This is a genomic window from Sphingobacterium sp. LZ7M1 (assembly GCF_024296865.1).
GTDB lineage: Bacteria > Bacteroidota > Bacteroidia > Sphingobacteriales > Sphingobacteriaceae > Sphingobacterium.
On sequence record NZ_CP101134.1, the window covers coordinates 4,177,621 to 4,203,434 of the forward strand.

The following is a 25,814-nucleotide window of genomic DNA, read 5'->3' on the forward strand; positions in this document are numbered from 1 at the left end:
GTTTTAAAAGGTTAATTGAAGACCAAAAATGACCGTTCTTGGTAGTGGGTAACCACCCCCTCCCTGTCCAATCGACCCACTTTCCGCAGAAAACAGGGTATTGGCTGTCCAGTATTGAAGGTTCTGTCCGGTTACTGAAACACTTAAATCTTCCATCTTGATCTTGTTCGCCAAAGATCTCGGTAAACGATATGCCAAGGAAATCTCCCGGAATGCCAAATAATTACCTTTATTGTAGAACATGCTACTTTCTCGACTGGTATTGTTCTTGAACAATTGGTCCGCCCAGTAATAGGTTGGATATTTTGCGTTCGTGTTTTCTGGGCTATAGGTATCCAATACTTCCGTGGTCGTATTGAACGTTCCTTGCATCATCCCCAAAAACCAAGCTCTTGGTCCATCATAGGCAACATAGCCCAATGCATAATCAAATCTTGCACTCAAGGAAAAATCCTTGTAAGTGGAATAAAGACCAAATCCTCCAGTCCAACGTGGTACGGTATTCCCCATGTAAACCCTATCGTAGGAATTGATGATGCCATCATTATTGACATCTCTCCACATCACGTCCCCTAAGGCCAATGGATAATGCAGGGCTTTCTCTGAAGCCGTCATCGCATTGAACACATCCGGATGCACCAAGGTTCTCGCTCCGATCAAATCCTTTAGCTGCAGGGCATAATTATCCAGGTCCTGTTGAGTACGGATAATGCCCAAGGCCTCGTATGCATAAGCCACATTCGGATCCTGTCCTTCTTGTAGGCCTCCAACCCATTCTAATTCCATGGTACTTGGGTTATAGACTTGGAAACCATTCTGACGGTTGTTCTCAACCCCATTATATGGCAGCTTTAAGATCTTGTTCTTGTTGTAGGCAGTATTCCAGTTGAAGCTCAAGGTAAAATCATTTGCACGGATCGCTTGGTAATTTAAGTCTATCTCTACCCCTTGGTTTTGCATGTCACCATTGTTGGTCGTAATGGAAGTAAATCCTGCTGACGCTGGCAACAACAAGGTTGCGATTTTATCCGAAGTCGTTCTATGATAATAGGATACCGATAGATCTAACCTATTTAACAATCTGGTTTCTAAACCTACTTCTTTGGTAATCAAACTCTCCCATTTCAGGTTAGGCACGGCTAGGTCCGTCATTAAAAATCCAACTTGGTTGTCGTAATTGTGTTTATAGAGTAGGGATCCATTGGGGTTATAGGTCGAAGAATTATATACCCCTTGCAAAGCATAAGCTCCAATGCCGCCAATATTTCCGTTCGCACCATAACTAGCCCTTAATTTTAAGGTGTTGACCACTTGGTCAGTGCCCATAATATTGGCGAAGAAGTCTTCATTATGAAGGTTCCAACCTAATGACACCCCTGGGAAAGTTCCCCAACGATTATTCAATAGGTTTGAATAGCCATCACGACGCAAGGTCAAGGTCATTAGATAGCGTTGGTCATAATCATAGTTCAAACGTCCGAAAAACGAAGTGATCCTATTACGGACATGGTAAGAATCGATACCACGACGGTTTGCTTCGGTACTGGTCAAACCTAGATCCATGAAGTCATCCGATGGTGCACCTGAACCCGATGCTGAAAATCCTGTATTGTAGGAATCAAAGAATTCCCATCCTGCCATGGCATCAAAATTATGTTTCTCGCCAAAGGTGTTTTTATAGTTTAAAACCGCATTATAGGTTTGGTTCAAAATCTTGTCATAGCTTGCCGATGAGTTTCGAGTTCGCACCCAGTTACCTGGACTGGCTAAATAATCCCTGTTGAAGGATTCATTGTTGGTTTGGTTGATAAACCAGTTACCACTTGTTCTCAAGCTCAGCCCTTCATAAAGGTCAATGACAAAAGCTTGGGACATCGTAAATTTCTGGTTTTGGTTATTGCGGATAAAACGATCATTGTTTACCGCTGGGTTACCATCTTGCCAGTCACGGCCAACCAAAAGATCTCCATTTGCGTTAAAGCCACGCATGGTTGGAGGAGCCCCCAAAGCACGGGTCATATAATTACCTTCCCCATTGATGGCATCTCTCCATTTGGTATTCGCGAAATTCAAGCCTGAATTGGAAGTAATCCAAGGTTTGATTTTGTAATCACCATTTAGGATAAAGGTCAAACGATCATAATTGGTTCCAATTGGCACCCCTTGCTCATAGTATTTACCCAAACTTGCATAGTATTTACTCTTATCATTTCCCCCCTGCACGGCAAGGTTATAATCTTGGGTCAGGGCATTTTTGCGCAATGCATAATCGGTATAATCAAAATCTTTATAGATCAATTCTTTCCCTGTAACAGGATCGATCATGGTTTGGTACCCTTGGCCCAATAATTCCCTGTTGGAATCATCCAAGAACATGGTACTCCAAACGGCATTGCTCACCTTGTTTCCATCTAATATATTGCCCTGATCATCCTTATACTTGTTCCCAGTACCAAAAGGACCCACTGAAGTCAATTGGTTCAACTGGTTGGGTTGGTACATGCCAGAGGTCTGCACCCCTTTTCTCGACCAGTACAAATAGTCCTTGGCATCCAAGAACTCAAAAGGGATATTCAAGGAATTGACCCCGATCTTAGATTTCAGCGAAATATTGGACACGCCATCTTTACCACGTTTTGTGGTAATCAATACCACCCCGTTTGATGCTCTAGCACCATAAATAGCCGTGGCAGATGCATCCTTTAATACGTCGATGGACTCAATGTCATCTTGGTTGATATCGGAGAAACCCGAACGGATCAAACCATCCACGATCACCAACGGGGATCCTCCGCCCCCATAGGTTGTTCCTCCACGCAATACGATGTTTGGAACTGAACCCGGACGACCAGAAGTCTGTTGAACACGTAGGCCAGGAATGGTTCCTGCCAATGCCGATGCTGGGTTAGAACGAACTCCAGTCTCTAAAACGCGCTTGTCCAATCTGGACACAGAACCCGTCAGGTTTGATTTCTTAATGCTACCATAGCCTAAAACCACGACTTCTTCTAGATCTTCTCCTGTTGGGTTTAATGAAATCCTTACCGAACCTAGGTTCGCTAAGGTTAGTTTGTGTGATTGATATCCGATTGAAGAAAATGCTATGACATCCGATACTTTAGCTTGAACGCTAAACTCTCCCTGTTCGTCGGTCTTTGTAACATGTCCTTGGGTTTGATTGGAAACTGTCACCCCTACAAGTGGATTTCCTTCTGGGTCTGTAACCGTTCCATTTAAAGCAGTTTGCGAAAATGCTGCGAGGTTGAGGCAGCACAAAAAGGCCAACAAGAGGACCCTCCGCAAAGATTGATCATATAGGTTTTTCATAATAGATGAATAATTAAATTGGATTATGTTATACATAATAATTATTCAAATGTAATACATAATGTTTTACAACCAAACATTTTTTTAATAATATTGTAACATTAAATTAAACCTTCATAGCAAACCTATGGATCAGCAGAACCCTTCAATGGAAAAATTAGGCAGTATTGACACCTCAAGCCTCGTCGATAAAGCGGAAGTAAGGATTATTCAATTTATTCAGGACAATAAGTTGAACGTGGGCGATGTATTGCCTAAGGAATTAGATTTGGCGGATAGCCTAGGTGTGAGCAGGACAGTTGTTAGGGAGGCCCTATTAAGGCTTAAGACCATTGGTTTGATCGAATCCATCAAGCATAAAGGTGCCGTACTTAGAAATCCCGATGTCTTGGGTTCATTGAGAAAGGTATTCCACCCTTCTATCTTAGATAATGAAACCTTGAAGGATATGTTTGAAATGAGATTGGCCCTAGAAGTAGGTATGGCTGATTTTATTGTCAATAATATCACCGATGAGGATATTGTTGAACTGGAAAAGATAGCGAACGAAATAGTTTCCGGTGATACCGCTAATCCTTGGCATGTAGAGGATGAGATCCGTTTTCACGGGAAGCTGTACAAGATATCTAAAAACAAGATCTTATTGGAATTGCAGGAAATGCTATTTCCTATTTTTCAGTATGTACATCAAAGCGGCTTATTGGAAAAAGACATCATGAAGGGAGATTTTATCTCGCACAAAGAATTGGTCCAAGTATTGAAATTAAGGGATGCTGAAGCCTATCGAGATGCTATCAGAAAACACCTAAACAACCATTTTGCAAGGATTCTAGGTTAAGAAATTGGCAATTAACCTTTAACCAGTTCAAAAATGGTGATTTCAGGCGCAATACCGACACGCCCTGGGTAACCCAAGAAACCATATCCTGTATTGACATAAAGTTGAGAGGCTCCTTGTCTATAGAGACCCGCCCATTCTTTATAGATATATTTTGCTGGACTCCATTGGAAGTTTTCACCGCGGACCCCAAATTGCATTCCATGGGTATGGCCTGCAAACATAACGTCCACATCGGTTTCCAATACCTGTGCACGCCAATGAGATGGGTCATGCGACAATAATAATTTAACTGCCTTATCTTCTGTACCTAACAAGGCTTTCGGAAGATTTCCTTTTTTGGGGAATCGACCTGTACCCCAGTTCTGCACACCGACGATGGAGATCTCTTCGTTACCTATTTTCAAGGTACGGTTCTCATCCATCAAAAGATCCCAACCCATCACTTTATGGGTTTCGATCAGATCTTGCAGGTTTTTACGTTTAGCTGGCGAATCACCGGGACCAAAGTAATAATCGCCATAATCATGGTTTCCTAAGGTGGAATAAACCCCGAGGTCCGCTTTGACATGTGCAAAGATATCTTGGTAATCACGCATTTCAGAGGCTACATTGTTCACCAGATCGCCTGTAAAGAAGATGGCATCTGGTTTTTGTGCCAATAAAAGCTCAACGCCGCCCATAACGGCTTTTTTATTATAGAAAGAACCCGAGTGTACATCCGATATCTGTCCGATCGTCATTCCATGGAATTCCTTCGGTAAGTTCGGTAGCACCAATTTCTGGCGTCTAACCCGGTAATCATAAGCAGTGGAAATAACGCCCCAAGCCAAAGGAACCATGGGAAGGGCAGCCACGATGATCCCTGATTTTAACAGGAAATCTGAACGGGATATCCCTTTTTTGGGCACCTCCGGTAATGGCTCTTCTAAAGTCTCAATCCTTTCTTCCAGATCCTTGCCTTTGCCCCTAGAGAATAGACGTCCGACCCAAATCCCCCCTCTTCGTAAATCATCGACGATCAAGACGATAGCGTAGACAAACTTGCTGACGGCAGTCAGGAAAAAGGCTACTAATATTATGGAACGGATAGAAAGCGGAATGTTATATTGAAATGAAATAAATAATCCTACCAGCAAAGACAGTGAATAGCCCCACCATAGGATGGTAAACCACCTTGTCTTGATAAATCTAATATTCGTTGCCCTTAGCGCAAAAAATATGTAGAAGTCTAATAAGAATAATATTACTGCATTTAATTTTAACATCTTAATTTCCGTTTTCCAACACCATTCGTTTCAAGGCTTCGATCCACTTCGGATTGCCGTTCAGGCTCTCCACCATGTGGACCTCTTCTCCGCCCATTTCTTTAAACTCATTGGCGTATTCAACCTGTATCTCATCCAACGTTTCAATACAATCGGCAACAAATGCCGGACTGAACACCAAGAGTTTTTTCTTCCCTTCTTTTGCCAAATTATGCAGTGTATCTGAAGTATATGGTTGAATCCAAGGGGTCTTCCCTAGTCGTGACTGAAAACAAACCGTATATTTCTCCTCAGGTATATTCAACTTTTCTACGATTGCACGCGTGGTTGCATAACATTGCGACAAATAGCAAAAGGAGTTCAATTCTTTCTTGCAAGAATCGCACCCAAAATCAGGACACTTCAATTCGCCCTTAGGATCCACTTTTCCTAACTGTCGAACTGGCAGTCCATGGTAACTGAACAGGAAATGATCATATTCGCTCAAGTCATGTTTATGCGCATGTTCTGCGATAACGTCTACCATTAATGGATTGTCGCAATAACTACTAACGAAACTTACCTTCGGAAAGTATTGCCAACTGCGCATCAATTCCATGACACGGTCGATGACCGAACCGGTCGTAGCCGATGCATATTGTGGGAAAAGCGGGATGACAATAATGGAATCCAAGAACATACTTTCCAGATTCTTCAGTGCATTAGGAATCGAAGGTTCCTGATAACGCATGGCCAATTCCACATGATATTCATCACCGAGTTCCTGCTGCAGCATCTGCTGTTGCAATTCACTGTAGTACATTAAAGGGGATCCGGTTTCCTCACTCCAGATGGTAGAATAGGTATGAGCAGATTTTGAAGCTCTTTTAGGAACAATAATTCCCTTGACCAACAAGGTTCTTGAAACAAAAGGAATATCCATCACGCGTGGATCCATTAAAAACTCTGTTAGGTATTTCTTTACTTCACCGGTAGTCGGTGAATTAGGGGTACCCAACTGGACCAACAATACACCCTTTTTAGCTTTTTTACTCATACTAAACACAAAATTAGGCAATATTTATAGCAATACAGGCGCAATGGTAGATTTCAATGGCCTGAATCAATGAATTTTAAATTGAAATGACGATTAATAGGATTCGATGGTTTCCTTTACTTTCTTCATTAACCACATTGGAGTCGATGTAGCTCCGCAGATACCGATGGTCTCATTGTCTGCGAATGAATGGGCATCCAATTCCTCCGGATCTGAAATAAAGTAGGTGTTTGGGTTGACCTGTTTACAAACATCAAAAAGTACTTTCCCGTTCGAAGATTTCTTTCCCGAAACAAAGATGATCTTGTCATATTGTTGCGCGAATGTCCCCAAATCCTCATATCGATTGGACACTTGTCTACAGATGGTATCATTGGCCTTCACCTCATAACCTCTTTTGATAAGCTCTTCCTTGATCGCATAGAAACGATCAACACTCTTGGTGGTCTGACTGTAAAGGGTAAATTTAGCTGGTAATTCAACCGAATCAAGCTCATCGATATCTTGGAACACGAGCGCTTCATTGTTGGTCTGCCCCTGTAAACCGATAACTTCGGCATGACCATGCTTTCCGAAAATCAAGATTTTCTCATTGTCATCATGTGAAGTTTTGATACGGTTCTGCAATTTCAACACCACAGGGCAAGATGCATCGATCAAGGTAATATTATTCTCTAATGCCGTCTTATAAGTTTCCGGAGCTTCACCATGGGCACGGATCAGCACCTTCTCGTTCTGCAAGCCTGGCAATTCATCATGCGAGATAATACGCAAACCTTTTGCTTTCAGCCTCGCGACCTCCTCATCATTGTGTACGATATCACCTAGACAATACAGATAGCCATCCTGATCCAGGATTTCTTCTGCCATATCAATCGCATAAACAACTCCAAAGCAAAAGCCCGAGTCCTTATCTATCGTTACTTGCAGATTCTTAGACATAGTACAAAGTTAGAGATTTTTACTTAACATTTTTCTAATAGGTTTGTCAATATACTCCGCAACCAAATAACTAAATAAAATCAGCAAAAGCATCCCGACAACAATGATATAACTCATCTGGGTACCGTTTGGTTTGTACTGCTCTACATAACTCAAGAACAACCAAATAAAGGGATAATGGACCATATACAATGGATATGAAAGCTCCCCCAACCATTTACAAACTCCTTTGGTCTTGGCATCCATTGCCTTTTGGCCAGTTCCGAGTATGATCAGGACTGGAAAATAAAACACCACGATCAATGGATCGATGATAGGACTAGTTTCCCAAGAAAATGGAATAAAAAAGACCGCAGCCAACATGATAGCCAACAACCAGAATGGGAAGGTCCGCTTTAACCGGATATTTAGCCTATAAATCAATACCCCCGCCGTAAAGGCGAAAAACAAACGAATACCTCCCGACCAAAAATTATCTCCACCAAAGCCAAAACCTAAATATTTTGACCGATCAGCCTCCCAAAACAATAATGCGGCTGAAACCACAAACAAAATCCACAGAACAGGCTTTTTGGCCCTAACCAGGAAGAAGGCATAGACGATATTGGCAACGTATTCCCAGAACAGCGACCAGGTAGGCGGGTTATAATGGAACAGATTATTATATCGCTGCGGTACGATGGCATAGGGAACCATAAAACAGGCACTCAACAACATCAGAACGATCTGCGTAGTGGAAAAGGAATCCTTGAGGTTACTGAATGGATCAAACACAAAAGCAAGAAAACCGATGATCGCACCGATGACCACTAAGGGATGCAGGCGAATCAACCTACGCTTAAAAAAGGTCTTCAAACCCATCTTACCCAATTTGTCATCATAGGAATAAGCAATCACAAATCCCGAAAGACAGAAGAAGAAATCAACGGCTAGGTAACTGTGTGCGACAAAATTATCTTTGTAATCAGGGGCTGCAATCTCCATAAAATGGAATAGGACAACACTGATGGCAGCAATCCCACGGAGGCCATCCAAGGAAGCAAAATGAACTTTTGAAGTACTAAGGTTTTGCTGCTGCGCAGCAGGTTGACTAGGTGTTTCCATAAATAGAAGCGCAAGATAGTGATCAGACCCAAGATATACTTTATTAGCTTAAGAGAATTAGCTAGGGGTCTCAAAATCTTTACATTTTGTCTCAATAAGCACATTCTTGGAGTGCAAGTAATATCACTAAGGTTAGTTCTCCCATAAGTCTAAGCACTAAATACTAATTACTTAATACTATTTTATTACCTTTGCAAAAATTTTAGAGTAAAATGGCTACAAACAGAACATTCACAATGATTAAGCCAGATGCGGTAGCAAATGGTCACACTGGTGCTATCTTGAATGACATTATCGCTGGCGGTTTCAAAATCGTTGCAATGAAGTACATTCAACTGAGCGAAGTAAATGCAGGTAACTTTTATGCAGTACACAAAGAACGTCCTTTCTATGGAGATCTAGTAAAATTCATGACTTCAGGACCAATCGTGGCAGCGATCTTGGAAAAAGACAACGCTGTTGAAGATTTCCGTACCTTAATCGGTGCTACTGATCCTGCTAAAGCTGCTGAAGGAACTATCCGTAACAAATACGCTGACTCTATCGAAGCTAACGCTGTCCATGGATCTGACTCTGACGAAAACGCTGATATCGAAGGAAACTTCTTCTTCTCGCAATTCGAAAGATTCTAAGGATATAAAAATATCTTACAAAAGAGGTTCTTAACTACCATGTTAAGAACCTCTTTTTGTTTGTGATCCGATCAGCACGCTTCGACTATGGCTTTGACCTTATTCGAGACACATTGCGAAAATTCCGAATGTGTCCCGAATGAAACCAAATTGATACAAGCGATTTAAACCCCAAAACAAATCAAGCCTATAAATTTTTCCTAAATAATATTTTATCCAAAAATTGATCCAATATAAATGTACAATTGACTTTTATTACTAAATTTAGCATTGCCAATCATTCAAATCTAACAACCATGAAAGCAATCTTATTCCTAAGTCTGTTCCTATTTTCCATACAACTGAACGCCTTTGCGCAGAAAGACACTGTTTTGTTTCATGTGGATCTCTCTGAGAGGAATGGAAATAAATTCAAGGTGCAAATGGAACTTAAGGTAAAGGATAATGCTGCCAGCTTAGATCTCAATATGCCGGTCTGGACGCCTGGCTATTACCAGCAATTGGATTTTGGGAAGAAGGTCTCCGACTTTGAAGTGGTAGATGAAAGCAATACGGCATTGCCATGGCAAAAAACGAGGGATGACCAATGGCGGATTGCGTGCAAAAACAGCAAGTCCATCCGCGCCAATTATACCGTCACGACCGATAGGCCTTTTGTAGCTATCCCCTATATTGATGCTGAAAGGGCATTCATCAGGCCAACCGGAGTATTTATATATCCTGACAAGAATTTGGATGCAATCGTTATTGTAAAAATTAAGGAGATGGGGCAATGGGATAAGATCGCGACTGGATTGGATTCCATCGCTCCAAATACCTATATCGCCAAGCATTTCGATATCCTATATGATTCCCCAATTTTAGTCGGAAACTTAACGGAACTCCCTAGATTTAATGTCGGAGGAAAGGTACATCGCTTCTTAGGCTATCAAATTGCAGATTTTGACAAAGACTCTTTTATCAAAGATATTGAACGCATTGTAATTTCTGCTACCTCTCTCTTCGGCGATATTCCCTACGATCATTACACCTTTATCGGTCTAGGAAAAGGGAATGGAGGCATAGAACAGCTAAATTCCACCGCCATTGCTTTTACCGGCGAAGGATTGGAAAATCCCGATAACCGCTTGCGAACTTTAAGTTTTATAGCGCATGAATATTTCCACCATTACAATGTGAAAAGGATCCGACCTATTGAACTTGGTCCATTTGATTACAGTCGTCCTAATCGGACCAATGGTCTCTGGCTGAGCGAAGGATTAACGGTCTATTACGAAAACCTGATTTTAAAAAATTCTGGACTTCTAAAACCAGAACAAGGTTTGGAAGATTGGCAGAATACCATTCAGGGATATGAGAACAATGCGGGCCGGAAAAAACAGACTTTAGCGCAATCGAGCTGGAATACATGGGAAGATGGCCCTTTTGGTAAGCGTGGCGAAACGATCTCTTTCTATGAAAAGGGTCCGATCATCGGGATGTTCTTGGATCTTGCTATCCGGAATGCCAGCAAGAATGAAAAATCCCTCAATGATGTGATGAGGGCGCTTTATTACAATTTCTATAAGGAAAATGAAAGAGGGGCTACAGAAGCAGAAATAAAAATGACCTGCGAAAGCATTGCAGGCCAGAATCTTGATGAGATCTTCTCTTATATCCAGAATTTGGACGATCTGGATTATCAAAAATATCTTGCTATGGCTGGAATTCAATATCAGAAGAGCAATAATGCAGATGGCAAGAGCAGTATTAAACTATCCATCCAACCACAACTCTCGACCTTACAGAAGGAAATCTTGAATGATATTTTCGGGTATTGATTAATCAATTGCGACCCAGTAGTCTATCCTTAATTTCCTCCGATAGGATTTGTATTTCCTTCTTTAACCGTATTATCCCTGATGACATCGCCAGTTTTATTTTTAACCTTCAGATTACCAAAAGAATAGGTCAACCCAAAAGTAAATGAACGGATATGTATATTTTGAATATTCGTGCTGATGATATCTTGGGTCTTATATTCATTTTGATAAGTTGCACGCTCTGCAAAAGGGTTGATGGTACCCAAATAAACATCAACCTTACCGAATGATTTATGGAGTGTAAATTGACTTACGGCCGGTGAGACAAACTTGTTTTGGTAGAAATACTTTGCTGTATAATAATAATAGTTTAGCTCAGCGGTAAACCCTTTGTAAGTATATCTCAATTCATTACTTAAATTGAAGTGCCATTTTTTATTAAAGCTAAGGTTTGTGGCCTTGATGTCTGCATAATCAACATTAGCCTGTACAGTCCAATCTAATCCTTTTAAAAGGTTAAAAGTGCTATTCAAGGAACTTGACCATTCTTCAATCTGACCTAAATTGGTATAGCTCAAAATTGTCTTTTCTCCTTCTAATTTGGTTTCCCTTGCAATAAAATCCTTGTTGATACTGTATTTTATATCCCAGTAAATATTGAATCTTTCGCTAAAATATTTCTGAAAATTAAATGCAACTGCATGGTTAGTTTCTGGCCTTATGTTGGGATCACCTTCTATAAAAACAATATCAGTAACCCTTTGCCTGTTAGGATTAAGGACATTGATTCCAGGTCTAAAGATTTTCTTGGCATAAACAATCCCGATTTGTCCATTATTTATTTTTTTATACAAGCCAGCATTCGGCAACAGGTTATTATAATTGCTTTCAAATTCGGATCCTTTCACTTGGGTATATTCATTCCTTATCCCAGTGATAATGGAGATTTTTCCGAGATTCAATAGAGTTTGAAAGTAACCAGAATAAATCCGATTATTATTGTTGAAGTTTCCATTTACCCTATCTTCAAAATTCCTTTCAATTAACTTAAGCCCAGTATAGTAGTTCAATTTTGTTTTTTGACCGAATAATCTGCCTGAGCAATAAATACATTTTGCAGATTATTGTAATTATTCGAATCTGTTTGATTTTCTTGCCGACTTAATCCTTCAATTTTTGAATTCGCTTGGGAATAGGTTCCAGATATTTTCAATAGGCCCCCTTCTTCAAATTCTTTCTTATACTCAACACTATTCGCAAGATTGGAAGTTTGATACGCATTTGTATTGGAAAGACCATACTCATTTTTATTACCATGGGATTCAACCAAGGCATTCAATACCGTTTTATAATCGAATGCGTTGTTATTAAAAACCCCGCTATACCTTATGCTATTCCCTTTTCCAAGGTTATAAAATATTCCTGTATTTATGTAGTAGGGATTGCCTTTGTACTTAAGTTCACCAACTTGATTTACCTGGGAAGATTCTGGAATAAAGTTATTGCTAATTGCAGTAGAACCTTTGGTTTCAAATAAGGTATTGCCAGCAGATAGATACAGGTTCAATTTTGATAGACCGTAGGAAAAATTGGCATTTGGTGATATTTCATAAGAATTACCAAGTTTAGCATGGACACCGAGCTCAGACTTCATGCCTAATCCAAATTTACTTTTGGTCAATATATTGATATATCCACTTGAACTTTCACCATCTGATTCTGCACCGGAAATGGTACTAACTTCAATCCTTTCGATATTGCTTGATCCGATAATTTTTACAATATCCTTTTGATTTAATCCTAAATCAGCTATATCGCTCCCATTCAATAAAATCCGAACATTCGAATTACCCCTCAAGGAGATATTACCGCTAGCATCAACCTGCACTAAAGGAACTCTATTTAAGACATCCTGGGTAGCTCTACCTTTTAAGGAAGGATCTAGACTGGGGTTAAACAAGATCTTTCCTTCTGAATACTGCACGGGATTAATATTTTTGGTCACTAGCAAAGTGTCCAGCCCAAAGACCTTTGTATTCACTATAATCTCTCTGTAATACTTTCCAGAATCCTTACTATCCAGTAAGAGGTCTTTTATGAATTCTCCTTCCATGGAGGTATGGGAAAGAACAATTTTTATCGAATCTGAACTTGTTGCAAACTCAACCTTCCCTAAAGTATCTGTAAGATAAACCCTGATATTAGATTTTTCAACCACTTTTAGACTGGCAGAAATAAGAGGTAAATTATCCCTTTGATCAGTGAATTTTAGACCGACAGATTTTTGTCCAATCACTAAACTTGGAAGAAAAACAAATAATAGTACCAAAATCCTCATGTCATGCCTATCTTTAGTTATGTGGTTCAAAGATGAGCTATGAAACAAAACTTTAAAAACTAAAAGGATAAAGAAACATTTTAAATTGATGAAGGCTGCTTTTCAAGGGATATTCTCAAAATATTGGAAACATATTTTATTCTGGACTGCATATATTTTTTATGAATGTTCATTGCTATATTTTTCCGGCATCCCAATACCCTTCTTTAAAACAATCATCTTTTTCAGCATAAACATTTTCTTTGTCTATGGAATTTCCAACCTGATCCTAAAAAAAGAAAAGCTGGAACTATTCGTGGGTATTATCACTTTTGTGGCACTCTTTATTGTTCTGAAAACACTTTTAGAATATTTTTTTGAATTAAGGTTCAGTATCATCGGGCAAGTAATGAGAAGTTTTCATTTTCTGTTAATGGGTATAGGATATGGAATCTATAAAAAGTCCGAGATGATGCATGAGGCAAAATTAAAGTTGATTTCAGAAATAAACCTTTATAAACAAAACGAAATAAATTCGGAGAAGGACCTAATAGCATTGCAATACAAGCTGTTGAAAGCTCAGATTAACCCACATTTTATCTTCAATACCCTAAGCTATTTATATACAAGTACCCATAAATTAAACAGCAATGTTTCTGATTCTATATATCTTTTGACGACTATATTAAGGCATACCTTAGCGAATGACAGTAGTTTCTCAAAATTATCGGAGGAGTTGAATTACATTAAGGATTATATAGAAATAAATAAGCTTAGGAACCCTAATATCTTTATCACCCTCGATATTGAGCTCAACTCATCTGAGGATATTCTTATCCCAAAATTACTTTTAGCGACCTTGATCGAGAATATTTATAAACATGGGGATATTTCCATTCCTGATGCTAGCCATATTTCGATTAAACTTGAAAATGATCGATTAATATATTTATCTGAAAACCCTATCAAGGCCGATATCGGAAAAGAGTTGCAGTCATCAAAATTGGGAAGTACTTATATAGCTTCAGCATTGGAAAGGAATTATAATAAGTATATATTTAAGTCAGAGGCTATAAAAGGCAAATATTTCATCCAGTTAGAATTTAGTGATCATGATAAATTGTTTGATAATTGATGATGAACAGCATTGTTTGGACTATTTGAGAGGATGCATCGAGAATATACCAGATTTGCAGATTAAAGGTGAATTTACCAATCCGATTGAAGCTATACAGCATTGTACGGATGACATCGATTGCGTATTTGTGGACATCAATATGCCCCAAATTTCAGGCCTTCAGTTGTTGCAATTATTGCCAAAACACATAAAAATCGTAATCTGCTCCGCCTACACTGAGTTTGCAATTGAAGGGTTTAACTTAAATATTATAGATTTTCTGGCAAAACCTTTTAAGTTAGAGCGATTTCTGGCAACCGTAATTAAATTAAAGAAAGAATTAAATTCGGATGTAAAGCAGGATAATTTCTTTTTGAAAACCGACCGTGGCAATTATGTGAATTTAAAGTTCGAAAACATTCTGTTCATTGAGAGTTTACAGAACTATTCGAAAATTTACACCAAAGAAGGGTCATTCTTGTCCTTAATATCCCTAAAACAGCTGGACAACTTATTGCCTAAAAGTAATTTTGTAAGAGTTCACAAATCCTTTATTTGTTCAATATCCAATATTGAAAAGGTAGAAAACAACCATCTGATATTTACTTCTGCTGGAAATCAACATAATATTCCTATTGGTCCCTCCTATAAGGCTGACTTTCAGAAATTCATTGACCAGAAGAGTCTGAATTAATAGGCTTTAAATGCTTTATGCATTTCGTTTGTTCTACAGGCATTGATATAAAATAGCAAACCCGTATCTATCAAAAGGCAGATACGGGTTTGCTATTTACATAAATAATTTATTTTACCGCAGCCTCAAATGCCTGAACTCCGCCTACCACTGGCAGGGTCAAACTAGTTCCACTTAGATCAAGCGTCAGTTCCGTTCCGGCTTCTGGCCAGAGGGTATACTCTTGATCGGAGGAGAATATCATTAAGCCAATCTGTTGCCCAGCAGGAATGATCTGATCATCGGGTTGCAGGTCGAAAGCCAAATCATAGAACTTGCCTGGTTTCAGCGGATTGCTTTTCGTCAATGACTCATAGTTTTGCGGATCAGCCCATCCACGGGTAATGATGTTTTCCGTGATCTTCACATCCTTGCCCTTTTCCCATGGCAATGCAACCAACCAAACCGACAAGTTTGCTGCTGGTTTACTGCTTGCTAAGCGGATATTGATCCGGGACAAACCCGAAATATGGAGATCTTTAGTCAGTTTTGGACTTAGATAAAGCAATCTATGTTTAGAATTTTCTAATTGTGCCAATGAATCACCCCTAAAGGATACATCATCAACCAAAGTCTCTTTAACTTTTCCTGAGTTTTGTTTGGTTGACAAGCTACCATGTTTTGGAGCACCTGAAGCTAGGAAAAGCTTCACATTGGATGCGGCAGGATTTGGATAATCGGCATAGGCAGTAGGATTGAACTGTCTATCATTTTCACGCACGATCCAAGCCTTAGGGTCTTTTTCAACTCCATTTTGCTCATCATATAAATAACGGGTAAACCAACGGTTCATCATTTTCATGGGTGGCGGTCCACCATGACCATCTTGATGGTAATAGATTTGAGTCGGAATTCCCAATTCCTTTGCAGCTTTATAGATCCTGTAGCTATGCTCAGGCATCACATTCCAATCGTTGAATCCATGAGACATCAATAGCGCGGCTTTCATGCCTGACATTTGGTTCAGATAATCGCGACCTTTCCAAAAATCATTATAATCACCAGACTCACGGTCTAAACCATTTGCCATTTCCGTATCACGGATTACCTTATTGCCATATGCACGTTTTGCTTCATCACCACTATGGACAAAATCATATAATACATCGATATCCTCACCTAAATACCCTCCTGGGCTGCGAACCAATCCGTTAGAACGATAATAATGGTAGTAAGAGGTATTGGGTGCAACGGGAATAATGGCTTTTAAGCCTTCCACACCAGTTGTAGCAGCTGCCAAAGGTAGTGTACCGTTAAATGAAGTTCCGGTCATTCCTACCTTTCCCGTTGACCAATAGGCCTTCACTTTTTCATTTCCATCGCGGCTGGTATACCCATTGTCCTTGCCTGACAGCCATTCGATGACAGCTTTCGGAGCAAGGGATTCATTAGGGCCACCAATAGTAGGCGAACCATCAGATAATCCAGTACCTGGCGATGAAGAATGCACAACGATAAAACCACGTTTTACCCATTCACGAATAAGGCTATTGGAAATAATAGGTCTTTCACCTGTTCTTTTAACCTCGGGATGTACCCTAGGAGTAGGCGCTTTTTCTCCTATTTCATGTTTCACATCCCACATGATCCCATCGACCATCTGAGCAGTACCAGCATAATAGGGACTGGTTTCGTAGATGACAGGGAGTTTCAGTTTTTCGGTTTCCGTCTGGAAGGGACGAGTGACATCGACGTGCATCCGGTCCGGTTTTCCATCTCCATCGGTGTCAAACTCAGTTTCCACCCAAAGGTCCTCACGGATCCATTTATCTGGTGTATTGAAACCTTCTACAATCTGAGCTTCGCCTTCTTTGATGACGGGCACTGTCTGCGCAAATAGTACAGATGAGGAGGCCACAAAACACGTAGAAAGAAGTACGGAAGCGAATAATTTATTTACCATCGGCATAATAATTTTTGTGATTAGATCGTCGGTCAATCTTACCGATTCCTGATCTTCCTACAATATTAAACAATTTATCAAATAATCTCGAACTACCAGCCAATGCCATAGTCTTCGCCATTGTTACTGCTTCCACCCCATAGACTACCATGCTTTTCGTCAAAATAGATGGCATTGATAGGACCACTGGTTCGGTCGCCTAATTGAATGGAATAGCCCATAGCTTTTAGTGCTTCAATAGTTTTTGGATCTGTCTTACGGTCCAACAGTAAACTACCGGCACGAGGTTTCCGGTCTTCCATCTTGGTCCCGCCGAGTGAAAGCCACAATTGGTTGCTATTGATATTTGCAGCTTCACTTGCTTGTTGGGCAGTCATACCAAATTCTACCATATTCAAGAAATATTGCAGTAGATTTTGGTCTTGGGTATCACCACCTTGAACAGCAAAGGAAAGGTATGGTTTGCCATCTTTTAGGGCCATGGAAGGTGTGAGAGTCACCCTAGGTCTTTTACCCGGTTCAACAACATTGAAGGGGTTGATCAAGGAGTCCAGAACAAAACTCTGTAACCTTTGGCTCATTCCCACCCCGGTATTTCCAGCGATCGTTGCCGGTAGCCAGCCACCGCTAGGGGTAATAGAAACGACCCAACCTTCCGCATCTGCGGCTTCGACCGTGGTTGTGCCACGCCATAAGCGGTCCATATATTCTTCATCTAATGGATTGGTTGATTGTTCAAAAGTTGATGAGGTGGTTACATCATGCTTAGGAACAAATTCACCTTTATTTTTTTCAGTCGGAGTAAATCTTTCCTGACGCTCTTGCAACAATGCTTCAAATGGGTTTTTCTTCCCCTCAAAAACATAGGGATCTCCTGGAGCTGTGGCTGGATTATTTCTTTTAGGATCGATCTCTCCTGCCCTTTGTTTACCATATTCCTCACTCAGAAGACCTTTCATTGGAATATTTCGGCTGAAATAAGGATCACCATAATAAAAATCGCGATCAGCAAAAGCCAAATTCATGGCTTGGTAAACGGTATGGATATAGTCCACTGAATTGTAACCCATTTTAGGAAGATCATAATTCTTCAAGATCTGCAAAGCTTGGAGCATGGATGGGCCTTGGGTCCATTCCTGCAATTTATAAACATCGATTCCCTTATAATTGATCTTCAAAGGTTCTTCTTCAATAGGCTTCCATTTTACCAAATCTTCTTTCGTGATCAGACCGCCTTGCTCCTGACTTCCACGAACAAACTCATCGGCGATATCACCTTTATAGAATCTGTCGTTGGCAGCCATGATCGCTGCTTTCCTACCCTTTCCGGCTTTCAAGGCTTGTTTCTCGGCTTCAACCATCTTGGTCAGGGTATTCAATAGATCGGTCTGGACAAAGATTTCTCCGGCTTCTGGGGCTTCTCTTTCCTCACCTTCATGCACTAGGAAAACTTTTTTACTGTAAGGCCATTGTTTGATCTTATCTTTTCCGCGTTCTATACTATTGGCAGTCTGCGCATCAATAGGGTATCCTTTTGCCATTTCCATGGCTGGAGCAAGAACTTCAGCAAGGCTTTTGGTTCCATATTCTGCCAACATGTGGCAAAGTCCTCCCGGTGTACCTGGCGTCAATGCGGCCAAGGGGCCGTATTCTGGCGGGAAATCATAACCTTTTCCCTTGAAAAAAGAGACGGTTGCTCCTGTAGGTGCTACGCCGAGGGCATTGATGGCAATGACCTTTTTAAGTTTTGGGTGATAAATAAGGGCCTGGGTCTCTCCGCCCCAGCTCAGGACATCCCACATGGTACAGGTCGCAGCCAACATGGCACAAGCTGCATCGACTGCATTGCCTCCCTGTTGGAAAAGTTGTGCGCCAGCTGTGGCTGCCAGAGGTTTGCCGGTGATTGCCATCCAATGTTTTCCATGAAGTGGAGGTTTTTGGGTTCGTTGGGCAATTGCGGAAATACTTATAGAGCAAAGTAAGACGGTTGGGAGCCATACTCTGTATGCTGAAAACAACTTGAAATTCATAATTAGGACTTTTTTTGAACAAGTTACCGATTTTGGAGCTTTATTAAAAGGTTAAACAGCTATTTCACTTTTTACAATTGTTTTTCTAACAATTATAAATCAAAATCGTAACTTACTATGAACTAAGCAGCTACCCTTAGCAAACCTAAACAAAAAACAGCTTTATTAACGAACATAAAACTTAAGCATTATGGAAAAGGCTAATTCAGATTATTCAAGAAGGGAATTCATCAAAAAAGCAAGCATTGGAGCCGGTGTAATCGGTCTGACGGCGATGGGGATCGACGCCAAGAGCTATGGCCGCATTATGGGTGCAAACGATCGGGTTCAGGTCGGCATTATAGGATTTTCAAATCGGTTCAAGGATTCCCTAGTTCCCTCTTTCCTGAACCACTCCAAAGAACTCAACTTTGAATTTGTGGCGGTATCGGATATTTGGAACCGGAGGCGCGATGAGGCTGAGGCCTATATCAAGCAGAAAACGGATAATACCATCAAGAAATATCGTAACAATGATGAACTCTATGCGGATAAGGGAATTGATGCCGTTATCATCAGTACAGCAGATTTCCAGCATGCATTGATGGCTGCTGAAGCTGTCCGAAATGGCAAGGATGTATATGTCGAGAAACCCATGGCGGAAACCCTGGAAGATGCCAAGATACTGTTGAAAGCTGTAAAGGAAACGGGCAAGATACTACAAGTTGGGTCACAGCGCAGAAGTGCGCCAAACTATATTGCGGCGGATGAATATATCAAGTCTGGTAAATTTGGGGATATCAATATGGTAGAGATGACCTGGAATGTGAATCAGCCCGGCCGCTGGCGATTACCGAAATTGGTCAAGGAAATCCGTCAAGAGGATACGGACTGGAACCGATTTTTAATGAACCGGCCGAAGGTTGCTTGGGATCCTAGGAAATATCTGGAGTTTAGATTATTCTGGCCCTATTCATCGGGTATTTGGGGGCAATGGATGGCCCATCAGATAGATACGGTGCATTGGTTTTCAGGTTTGGACCATCCTAGGAGTGTTGTGGCCAATGGCGGGATCTATACCTGGAAAGATGGTCGGGAGAACCCTGATACCGTAACGGCAGTAATGGACTATGGCCCTGAGCATGATAAGAGCAAAGGTTTTCAGGTACTGTACTCCTCTCGGTTCACCAATTCTGCCGGTGGGATCAAAGAGTTGTACTATTCCAATGCTGGCATGCTGAACCTGGATACCAATCAGGTAAGTGCAGAAGGAGGATTGAGCGAGCGATCGGCTGCTGAAATGGGGATGAAAGCGAATTTATTGACTCCATTTACACTTGATAATGCAGCAAAAATGGAAACTTCGGCCAATACAGGTGGTGACCCGATGACTTCCTTACATATGCGCAATTGGATGGACTGTGTCCGTAATAGAAAGACGCCGAATGCATCGGTAGAAGCTGGTTACAACCATTCTGTCGCTAACATTATGGCCAGAACTGCCATGGAAACCGGAAAAAGGGTAACCTTTGATGATGGAAAGCAAGAAGTGATAACCAGTTAATGAAGGATTATGCTAATGAAAACATTCCCTGTGCTGCTATTGGCTTTTTCGCTGATTCAGGCAAATGCACAGACAAAGTATTCCATTGTGGAAAATAAAGCTGAAAAGCGGATCGATATTACTGTCGACGGAAAACCATTTACATCCTATATCTATCCCGATGTGTTGATGAAACCGGTTCTCTATCCTCTTCGGACGACAAAAGGCACATTGGTCAGCAGAGGCTGGCCTTTGGATCCTAGGCCTGAGGAACGTGTGGACCATCCGCATCATGTCGGTATGTGGTTTAATTATGGAAATGTCAATGGTTTGGATTTCTGGAATAATTCTACCGCGATACCGCCTGAAAAGAAAAAGGATTTTGGAACGATCAAACATGTGGCCGTTGAGAAAATAAAGTCAAATAACAAAAATGCTGAATTAGCCGTGCAAAAAGATTGGCAAAGCCCAGAAGGGAGAAGCCTGTTAAAGGAAAATACTTTGTATGTGTTTTCCGAAGAAGGCTCACAAAGATCGATAGAGATGACAACAACCTTGACTGCACAAGACCAGGACGTTTCCTTTGCAGATAATAAAGAAGGTTTGATTGGGATCCGGATAGCGCGAGAGCTTGAACATCCGTCCGATAAGCCAGAGATATTCACCGATGCGAATGGGAATCCAACTAGCGTAGCTGCCCTGAACAATGATAGAGTAACAGGAAAATACCGCAGCAGCGAAGGCATAGAAGGAGACGATGTTTGGGGAACCCGAGGGAAATGGGTTAATCTGATGGGGAAAATTGGGGATGAACCGGTTTCAATTTTGATTTTAGACAACCCAAAAAATGTAGGTTACCCCACTTATTGGCATGCTAGAGGCTATGGTTTGTTTGCTGCAAACCCACTGGGACAGAAAGAATTCAGCAAAGGAAAGGAGACCTTGAACTTCAATTTGAAGGCAGGCGAATCCGTAACCTTCAGATATAAAGTCATCATCAGATCGGGAACACCATTAAATGATGCCGAGGCCAATGCGGCCTTTCAGAAATTCAGTAAGAAATAAGAGTTGAGATGAGGATTTCTAGAACTCGCGTTTAGCTAAATAGAAATCCTCTTTTTCTGTCATCAGGGTTTTATCTTCCTTCTTCTTGTCGTAATAACCGCAAAGGTGAAGTACGCCATGGATGATAACGCGATGAAGTTCGTCGCGCTCGGAGACATTGAATTTTTTGGCATTTTCGGTGGTCCTTTCCACGGAAATAAAAATATCTCCAGCGATTACGTCTTCATCCTCGGAGGAATCAAAGGTCACGATATCAGTGAAGGTATCATGGTCTAGGTATTGTTTGTTCAATTTTACCAGAATCGCCAGTAGATATAGCACCAACCAATAGCATATAAAAGGAGCCAAAACTTAACGCTTTTATACCAAGGACGGTGTGCATTTCCTCCTTCAAGTTCGCGGACCCAAGAAGGTCTCCAAACATAAGCTTTTACGACCTCTTCTGAGGGGCCCTCTGTGACTAGGGAAACCCCTATAATTAACATCATGGTTAGCGCTTGAGCAATAGCTCCTACATATAACCAATGGATATCAATACGCAAAGCAACTAACGAGCCGGCTAGCAACAATTGTAATACTACTCCGCCGATTAATCCGGATATTGCCCCTATATTGCTTGTCCTTTTCCAAAAAACGCCCAACAATAGCACCGATATAAATGGAGTTGCCATATAGGTAACTCCGGTCTGAAAATATTTAAAAAGACCAATGCTACCCACCAGTGGAGCTATGAGGGAAGAGATCAGCAGGGCTGCTCCGCCAGATAGTTGTCCTGTGATGATTAGTTCACGGTCCAATGCCTTTTTCCGTATGATTTTTTTGTAAACATCTAAAGAGAAAATTGTTGCAATTGAATTGGAAAGTGCACTGATAGTCGACATTACAGCGGCAAAAAATCCAGCTAAAATTACACCACGTAGACCTGAAGGGGCAAATGTATGCAGTGCTAGTGGAAAAGCCTTATCCTGGTTGTCTGGTAATAATGAAGGGCCCTGACCCAGTACGTCCAGCCAATGATAGACAACAAGCCCAATCAAGCAGGTAACTAAGGGACGAATGATATTGATAAAACCAGAAAAGATAAGTCCCATCATTCCATCCCATGTACTCCTTGCGGAAAGAATTCGCTGGATCATAACCTGATTTGAAGACTGATAAAATAAAAATACACCAAAAGAGGCTAAAATCAGACCAGCGAACGGTGCCTCCGGATCTGAAGGAGATTGGTAGAGATGAAAACGCTCTGGCGCAGCAGCTACCATGGCATCCCAACCTCCGGGAATCTTATCTAAGGCGATGAAGAAAAATACAACTCCACCACCAATGAGCATGACACATTGAATTGCATCAGTCCACATCACCGAACTTAACCCACCAATTAAAGTATAGCTAGCTGTGACAAGGACCATTCCGACCATAACGTAGTTTTGGTCCCATCCGGTAAGTTCACTTAGAGTGAGGCTCCCACCATAAATAACTGGGGGTAAAAAAACAAAAAGGTACCCAAAAAGTATCACGAAACTATAAATTCCACCACATAGTGGGCCAAACCTTCTGTTGAGTAGTTCTGGTACTGTCATGATTTTATTTCGCAGATATAAAGGAATAAAAAAGACCATCATCAAAAGGTATGTGGGAAGAGCCCACCATTCCCAATTCGCTATAGCCATACCTCCTTTATAGGTCGCCCCAATTGTTCCGACGATCTGTTCACTAGAAACACTAGTTGCCACAAAAGCAGCTCCAATTAAGTACCAAGGCATATTTCCCGATGCTAGAAAATAACCTTCCGTGGTTCGTTTTACCTTACGTGCGGCAATAAAGCCAATGACAACTACCAATAGGGTTTCGCCAACAATAATCAGAATATCTAGAAAGGAAAGATGAAAATTATCCATAGAATTTTACAAGTTAAAATTTGTTAATACAGTCCAGTGAGCTGTAGGGATTGTATACCTTCCAGTTTTGAATGAACTCCGCGGATTGTCCAGGAACGAGGATATGCTGTTTACTCAGGGTTTCAAGTTCAATATACTCTGGACATATGAAAATTTCTGTATTTGAACCATTATCAACACAATCCTCCTCCCTGGAATGCTCGTTGTTTAGAATGCACAGTCCCCCTGCTGGCTGTGATGCGGATAATGAGATGGGTATTTGGTGCCAGCCGGCTTTGCCCCTATATCCACCTGGTTTCACTGTTATTTGCCGGTCTGAATGACACCAATTTGAAGGGTCAGTTCCGGGCCAAAAATTCATTTCACCAGAATAGCAACTTGCCATTACCGTAGCAGACCGAGGGACACAGGTGATTCCCCAAAGAGCACCAATCCATTCCCTGGTTCCCTTGTTGGTAAGGATATGCGTGATATCAAAGCCTTCTGTATCCCTACCCTGGGCAATCTTCAGAGAGAGTTCTAGCCCCGAAGGCCTAATAGGAGCAGTAATAGAAAGCTCCATTCCCTGGATTACTACCTGGCAGGGCTCGTTATCTGGAAAATAGCTCTCAGGAATTTCGGGGGCGATAGTGAAACGGTGACCTCCATACATGTGCCAATCACCCACCATAAAGTTGGTCGTATCTTCATAAAGTAGATTCTCTCCTTCATTAAGGCGCAAAGATAGTATACGTGGGCCATGAGAAATACCAACAATCAGCTCTATGTTCTCTGTCCGGCAAGTCACAACCTCCCAGTTTTTCCAGGTTCCTTGTTCTAGGATCATGGTAATATCCTTTTTGTCAGACCTCGTTGAAATGCGTCCAATCGGGTAAAACCCTCTGCATATTTGCATCCGGCGGCCATTCCACGAAAACGGGATTGTACTTCGATCAGATCGAACAACTGAGTATCCGCAAGATTCTGCATCGCTTCAAATTGGCTCTTATGGCAGGCCAACATCGCTTTTTTGATCTCAAACACATCCGAAATGTCTACATATTCCGTTGGCGAAAAACCGATACCGCCCAAATTGTCCATATAATACAATTGGGAATGGCCGAAGCGACAGGCTCCAAGGTTTTGGCCTGGAATATGGGGCAGCCCTTTCTGAAAGTAACTATCAAAGACCAATTGGCTCACATATCTATGATCGGGATGATAATCATTAGGAGCATGGGTAAAAATGACGTCTGGGTCTGCTTCTCTAAGGATATCAATCATTAACCTTCTCTGTTCAACATCCGGGAAAACATGTTCATCCATCACACCAGGCCAAATTACCTTTGCGCCAATGATCTGGGCTGCATCAAGGGCTTCTTTTTCGCGTATTTCTGCTAGCTTTCCAGGTTCGATCACAGCATCTCCCATATTCCCGGATGTAAAAATGGCAAAGTTTAATTGATGCCCCTGTTGGGCATAGCGGACCATCGTTCCTGCACAAAGGATTTCTATGTCATCGGGGTGGGCTACAATACAAAGAATATTCATGTCAATTAGAGGTTATAAGACGCCGTATTTATTGTACACTGTCCTTAGTGAATCGCCTTTCAATAGGTCGATTCTGGATTGATCTTCCTTGAAAACCTTTTCATACGCTAGGTTCAGCACTTCATTTTCCAATCCTAGGGGTATAACGACAATTCCGTCAAAGTCTGAAAAAATCAGCTCGCCCGGCTTTACAACAACATCACCGCAACGGACCGGTACGTCATACGCCATCACACTGCCTCTGCCCAAACTATCAAGCGGCCGGATGCCACCATGGAATACAGGAAACTGCATCTGCATGATCTTGCGACAATCTCGGATCAGGCTATCGCAAATACAGCCAACTGCCCCATTGCGCTTAGCAATGGTACTCATTAATTCACCCCAAGGAGCGTTAGTACCTGCAAAATCAGTAGAATGGACCACTACATCCCCAGGCCTCAAGGAATCGACAGCTTCAATTTCCAGATCATATGGATTCTCGTCGATGTAATCAGTATCCATCCAACGGAGTGTTCTTGCCCGACCAATCATTACACTATTATCTGGATCTAATGGCCGCAACCGTTGGTGCATTGCTTGGTTCCTATAACCTAAAGTGTCAAGGACATCGCATACAATCGCCACATAAAGATTTTTCTTAATCCAGTTGAATTTTTCTTCATCAACCATTAAATCTACTCTTGATTCCATAATTTTTTTGTTTTTTTATAATTAAACTAATTCATATTGATTTCCATCGTTTTCTAG

At 41.2% G+C, this 25,814-nt stretch carries 20 protein-coding genes and 1 pseudogene; 7 read left to right on the forward strand and 14 right to left on the reverse strand.

The genetic code is table 11. From position 1 onward, the window contains the following. Nucleotides 1-3: 3 nt before the first annotated feature. Nucleotides 4-3,327, reverse strand: a complete 3,324-nt coding sequence (locus NMK93_RS17905; protein ID WP_254528832.1) for a SusC/RagA family TonB-linked outer membrane protein — start codon at nucleotides 3,325-3,327, stop codon at nucleotides 4-6. Nucleotides 3,328-3,454: 127 nt separating this feature from the next. On the opposite strand from NMK93_RS17905, the gene NMK93_RS17910 reads away from it, so the two are divergent. Beyond that, complete coding sequence (locus tag NMK93_RS17910) at nucleotides 3,455-4,165, forward strand: FadR/GntR family transcriptional regulator (protein WP_254528830.1); 711 nt, start codon at nucleotides 3,455-3,457, stop codon at nucleotides 4,163-4,165. 11 nt (nucleotides 4,166-4,176) lie between these two features. Here the strand turns inward: NMK93_RS17910 and NMK93_RS17915 are convergent, their stop codons facing one another. The 4 genes from NMK93_RS17915 to NMK93_RS17930 form a co-directional block, all read right to left on the reverse strand. After that, nucleotides 4,177-5,433 carry a metallophosphoesterase gene (locus tag NMK93_RS17915; protein WP_254528828.1) on the reverse strand — a complete coding sequence of 419 codons (1,257 nt, stop codon included), beginning with the start codon at nucleotides 5,431-5,433 and terminating at the stop codon, nucleotides 4,177-4,179. A gap of 1 nt (nucleotide 5,434) precedes the next feature. Continuing rightward, nucleotides 5,435-6,469 (reverse strand): ferrochelatase, encoded by a 1,035-nt coding sequence (gene hemH, locus NMK93_RS17920; protein ID WP_254528826.1) that lies wholly within the window; start codon nucleotides 6,467-6,469, stop codon nucleotides 5,435-5,437. Nucleotides 6,470-6,562: 93 nt separating this feature from the next. Continuing rightward, nucleotides 6,563-7,411, reverse strand: coding sequence for a 4-hydroxy-3-methylbut-2-enyl diphosphate reductase (locus tag NMK93_RS17925; protein ID WP_254528824.1), 849 nt, complete (start codon nucleotides 7,409-7,411; stop codon nucleotides 6,563-6,565). A gap of 9 nt (nucleotides 7,412-7,420) precedes the next feature. Then, entirely contained in the window at nucleotides 7,421-8,515 is a 1,095-nt protein-coding gene (locus tag NMK93_RS17930; RefSeq protein ID WP_254528822.1) for an acyltransferase, read from the reverse strand. Nucleotides 8,516-8,727: 212 nt separating this feature from the next. Here NMK93_RS17930 and NMK93_RS17935 point away from each other — a divergent pair, with 212 nt between their 5' ends. Both NMK93_RS17935 and NMK93_RS17940 read left to right on the forward strand, forming a co-directional pair. Continuing rightward, nucleotides 8,728-9,147 carry a nucleoside-diphosphate kinase gene (locus NMK93_RS17935; protein WP_254528820.1) on the forward strand — a complete coding sequence of 140 codons (420 nt, stop codon included), beginning with the start codon at nucleotides 8,728-8,730 and terminating at the stop codon, nucleotides 9,145-9,147. Nucleotides 9,148-9,443: 296 nt separating this feature from the next. Beyond that, nucleotides 9,444-10,967 carry a M61 family metallopeptidase gene (locus NMK93_RS17940; protein ID WP_254528818.1) on the forward strand — a complete coding sequence of 508 codons (1,524 nt, stop codon included), beginning with the start codon at nucleotides 9,444-9,446 and terminating at the stop codon, nucleotides 10,965-10,967. A gap of 29 nt (nucleotides 10,968-10,996) precedes the next feature. Here the strand turns inward: NMK93_RS17940 and NMK93_RS17945 are convergent, their stop codons facing one another. Both NMK93_RS17945 and NMK93_RS17950 read right to left on the reverse strand, forming a co-directional pair. Continuing rightward, nucleotides 10,997-12,019, reverse strand: coding sequence for an outer membrane beta-barrel protein (locus tag NMK93_RS17945; RefSeq protein WP_254528816.1), 1,023 nt, complete (start codon nucleotides 12,017-12,019; stop codon nucleotides 10,997-10,999). After that, nucleotides 12,016-13,287: a hypothetical protein gene (locus NMK93_RS17950; protein ID WP_254528814.1), complete on the reverse strand. Its 1,272-nt coding sequence runs from the start codon at nucleotides 13,285-13,287 to the stop codon at nucleotides 12,016-12,018. Before NMK93_RS17950 ends, NMK93_RS17945 begins: the two co-directional genes overlap by 4 nt. Nucleotides 13,288-13,375: 88 nt before the next feature. On the opposite strand from NMK93_RS17950, the gene NMK93_RS17955 reads away from it, so the two are divergent. Then, on the forward strand, nucleotides 13,376-14,401 hold the full coding sequence (locus NMK93_RS17955; protein ID WP_254534395.1) for a sensor histidine kinase: 1,026 nt from the start codon (nucleotides 13,376-13,378) through the stop codon (nucleotides 14,399-14,401). Next, nucleotides 14,379-15,077, forward strand: a complete 699-nt coding sequence (locus NMK93_RS17960; protein ID WP_254528810.1) for a LytTR family DNA-binding domain-containing protein — start codon at nucleotides 14,379-14,381, stop codon at nucleotides 15,075-15,077. Before NMK93_RS17955 ends, NMK93_RS17960 begins: the two co-directional genes overlap by 23 nt. Nucleotides 15,078-15,186: 109 nt before the next feature. Here NMK93_RS17960 and NMK93_RS17965 read toward each other — a convergent pair whose 3' ends face one another. Further along, a complete protein-coding gene (locus NMK93_RS17965; protein ID WP_254528808.1) occupies nucleotides 15,187-17,019 on the reverse strand; it encodes a Xaa-Pro dipeptidyl-peptidase in 1,833 nt (610 codons plus the stop codon). 92 nt (nucleotides 17,020-17,111) lie between these two features. Then, nucleotides 17,112-19,049, reverse strand: a complete 1,938-nt coding sequence (locus tag NMK93_RS17970; protein ID WP_254528806.1) for a gamma-glutamyltransferase family protein — start codon at nucleotides 19,047-19,049, stop codon at nucleotides 17,112-17,114. Nucleotides 19,050-19,239: 190 nt separating this feature from the next. Between NMK93_RS17970 and NMK93_RS17975 the strand changes: the two genes are divergently transcribed. Continuing rightward, on the forward strand, nucleotides 19,240-20,592 hold the full coding sequence (locus NMK93_RS17975; RefSeq protein ID WP_254528804.1) for a Gfo/Idh/MocA family protein: 1,353 nt from the start codon (nucleotides 19,240-19,242) through the stop codon (nucleotides 20,590-20,592). Between the two features lie 9 nt (nucleotides 20,593-20,601). Then, nucleotides 20,602-21,636, forward strand: coding sequence for a PmoA family protein (locus tag NMK93_RS17980; protein WP_254528802.1), 1,035 nt, complete (start codon nucleotides 20,602-20,604; stop codon nucleotides 21,634-21,636). Between the two features lie 18 nt (nucleotides 21,637-21,654). On the opposite strand, the pseudogene ybeY reads toward NMK93_RS17980, so the two are convergent. The 5 genes and pseudogenes from ybeY to NMK93_RS18005 form a co-directional block, all read right to left on the reverse strand. Continuing rightward, a pseudogene (gene ybeY / locus NMK93_RS17985) lies at nucleotides 21,655-21,936 on the reverse strand (rRNA maturation RNase YbeY); the annotation flags it as partial. Continuing rightward, the gene (locus NMK93_RS17990; RefSeq protein ID WP_302328334.1) at nucleotides 21,930-23,534 is read right to left on the reverse strand and encodes an SLC5 family protein; all 1,605 of its coding nucleotides are present in this window, start codon (nucleotides 23,532-23,534) and stop codon (nucleotides 21,930-21,932) included. The pseudogene ybeY and the gene NMK93_RS17990, both read right to left, overlap by 7 nt. A gap of 13 nt (nucleotides 23,535-23,547) precedes the next feature. Then, nucleotides 23,548-24,321: a hypothetical protein gene (locus tag NMK93_RS17995; RefSeq protein ID WP_254528800.1), complete on the reverse strand. Its 774-nt coding sequence runs from the start codon at nucleotides 24,319-24,321 to the stop codon at nucleotides 23,548-23,550. Between the two features lie 35 nt (nucleotides 24,322-24,356). Continuing rightward, nucleotides 24,357-25,064 carry a PIG-L deacetylase family protein gene (locus NMK93_RS18000; protein WP_254528798.1) on the reverse strand — a complete coding sequence of 236 codons (708 nt, stop codon included), beginning with the start codon at nucleotides 25,062-25,064 and terminating at the stop codon, nucleotides 24,357-24,359. 12 nt (nucleotides 25,065-25,076) lie between these two features. Then, nucleotides 25,077-25,757: an RraA family protein gene (locus NMK93_RS18005; protein ID WP_254528796.1), complete on the reverse strand. Its 681-nt coding sequence runs from the start codon at nucleotides 25,755-25,757 to the stop codon at nucleotides 25,077-25,079. Nucleotides 25,758-25,814: the final 57 nt, after the last annotated feature.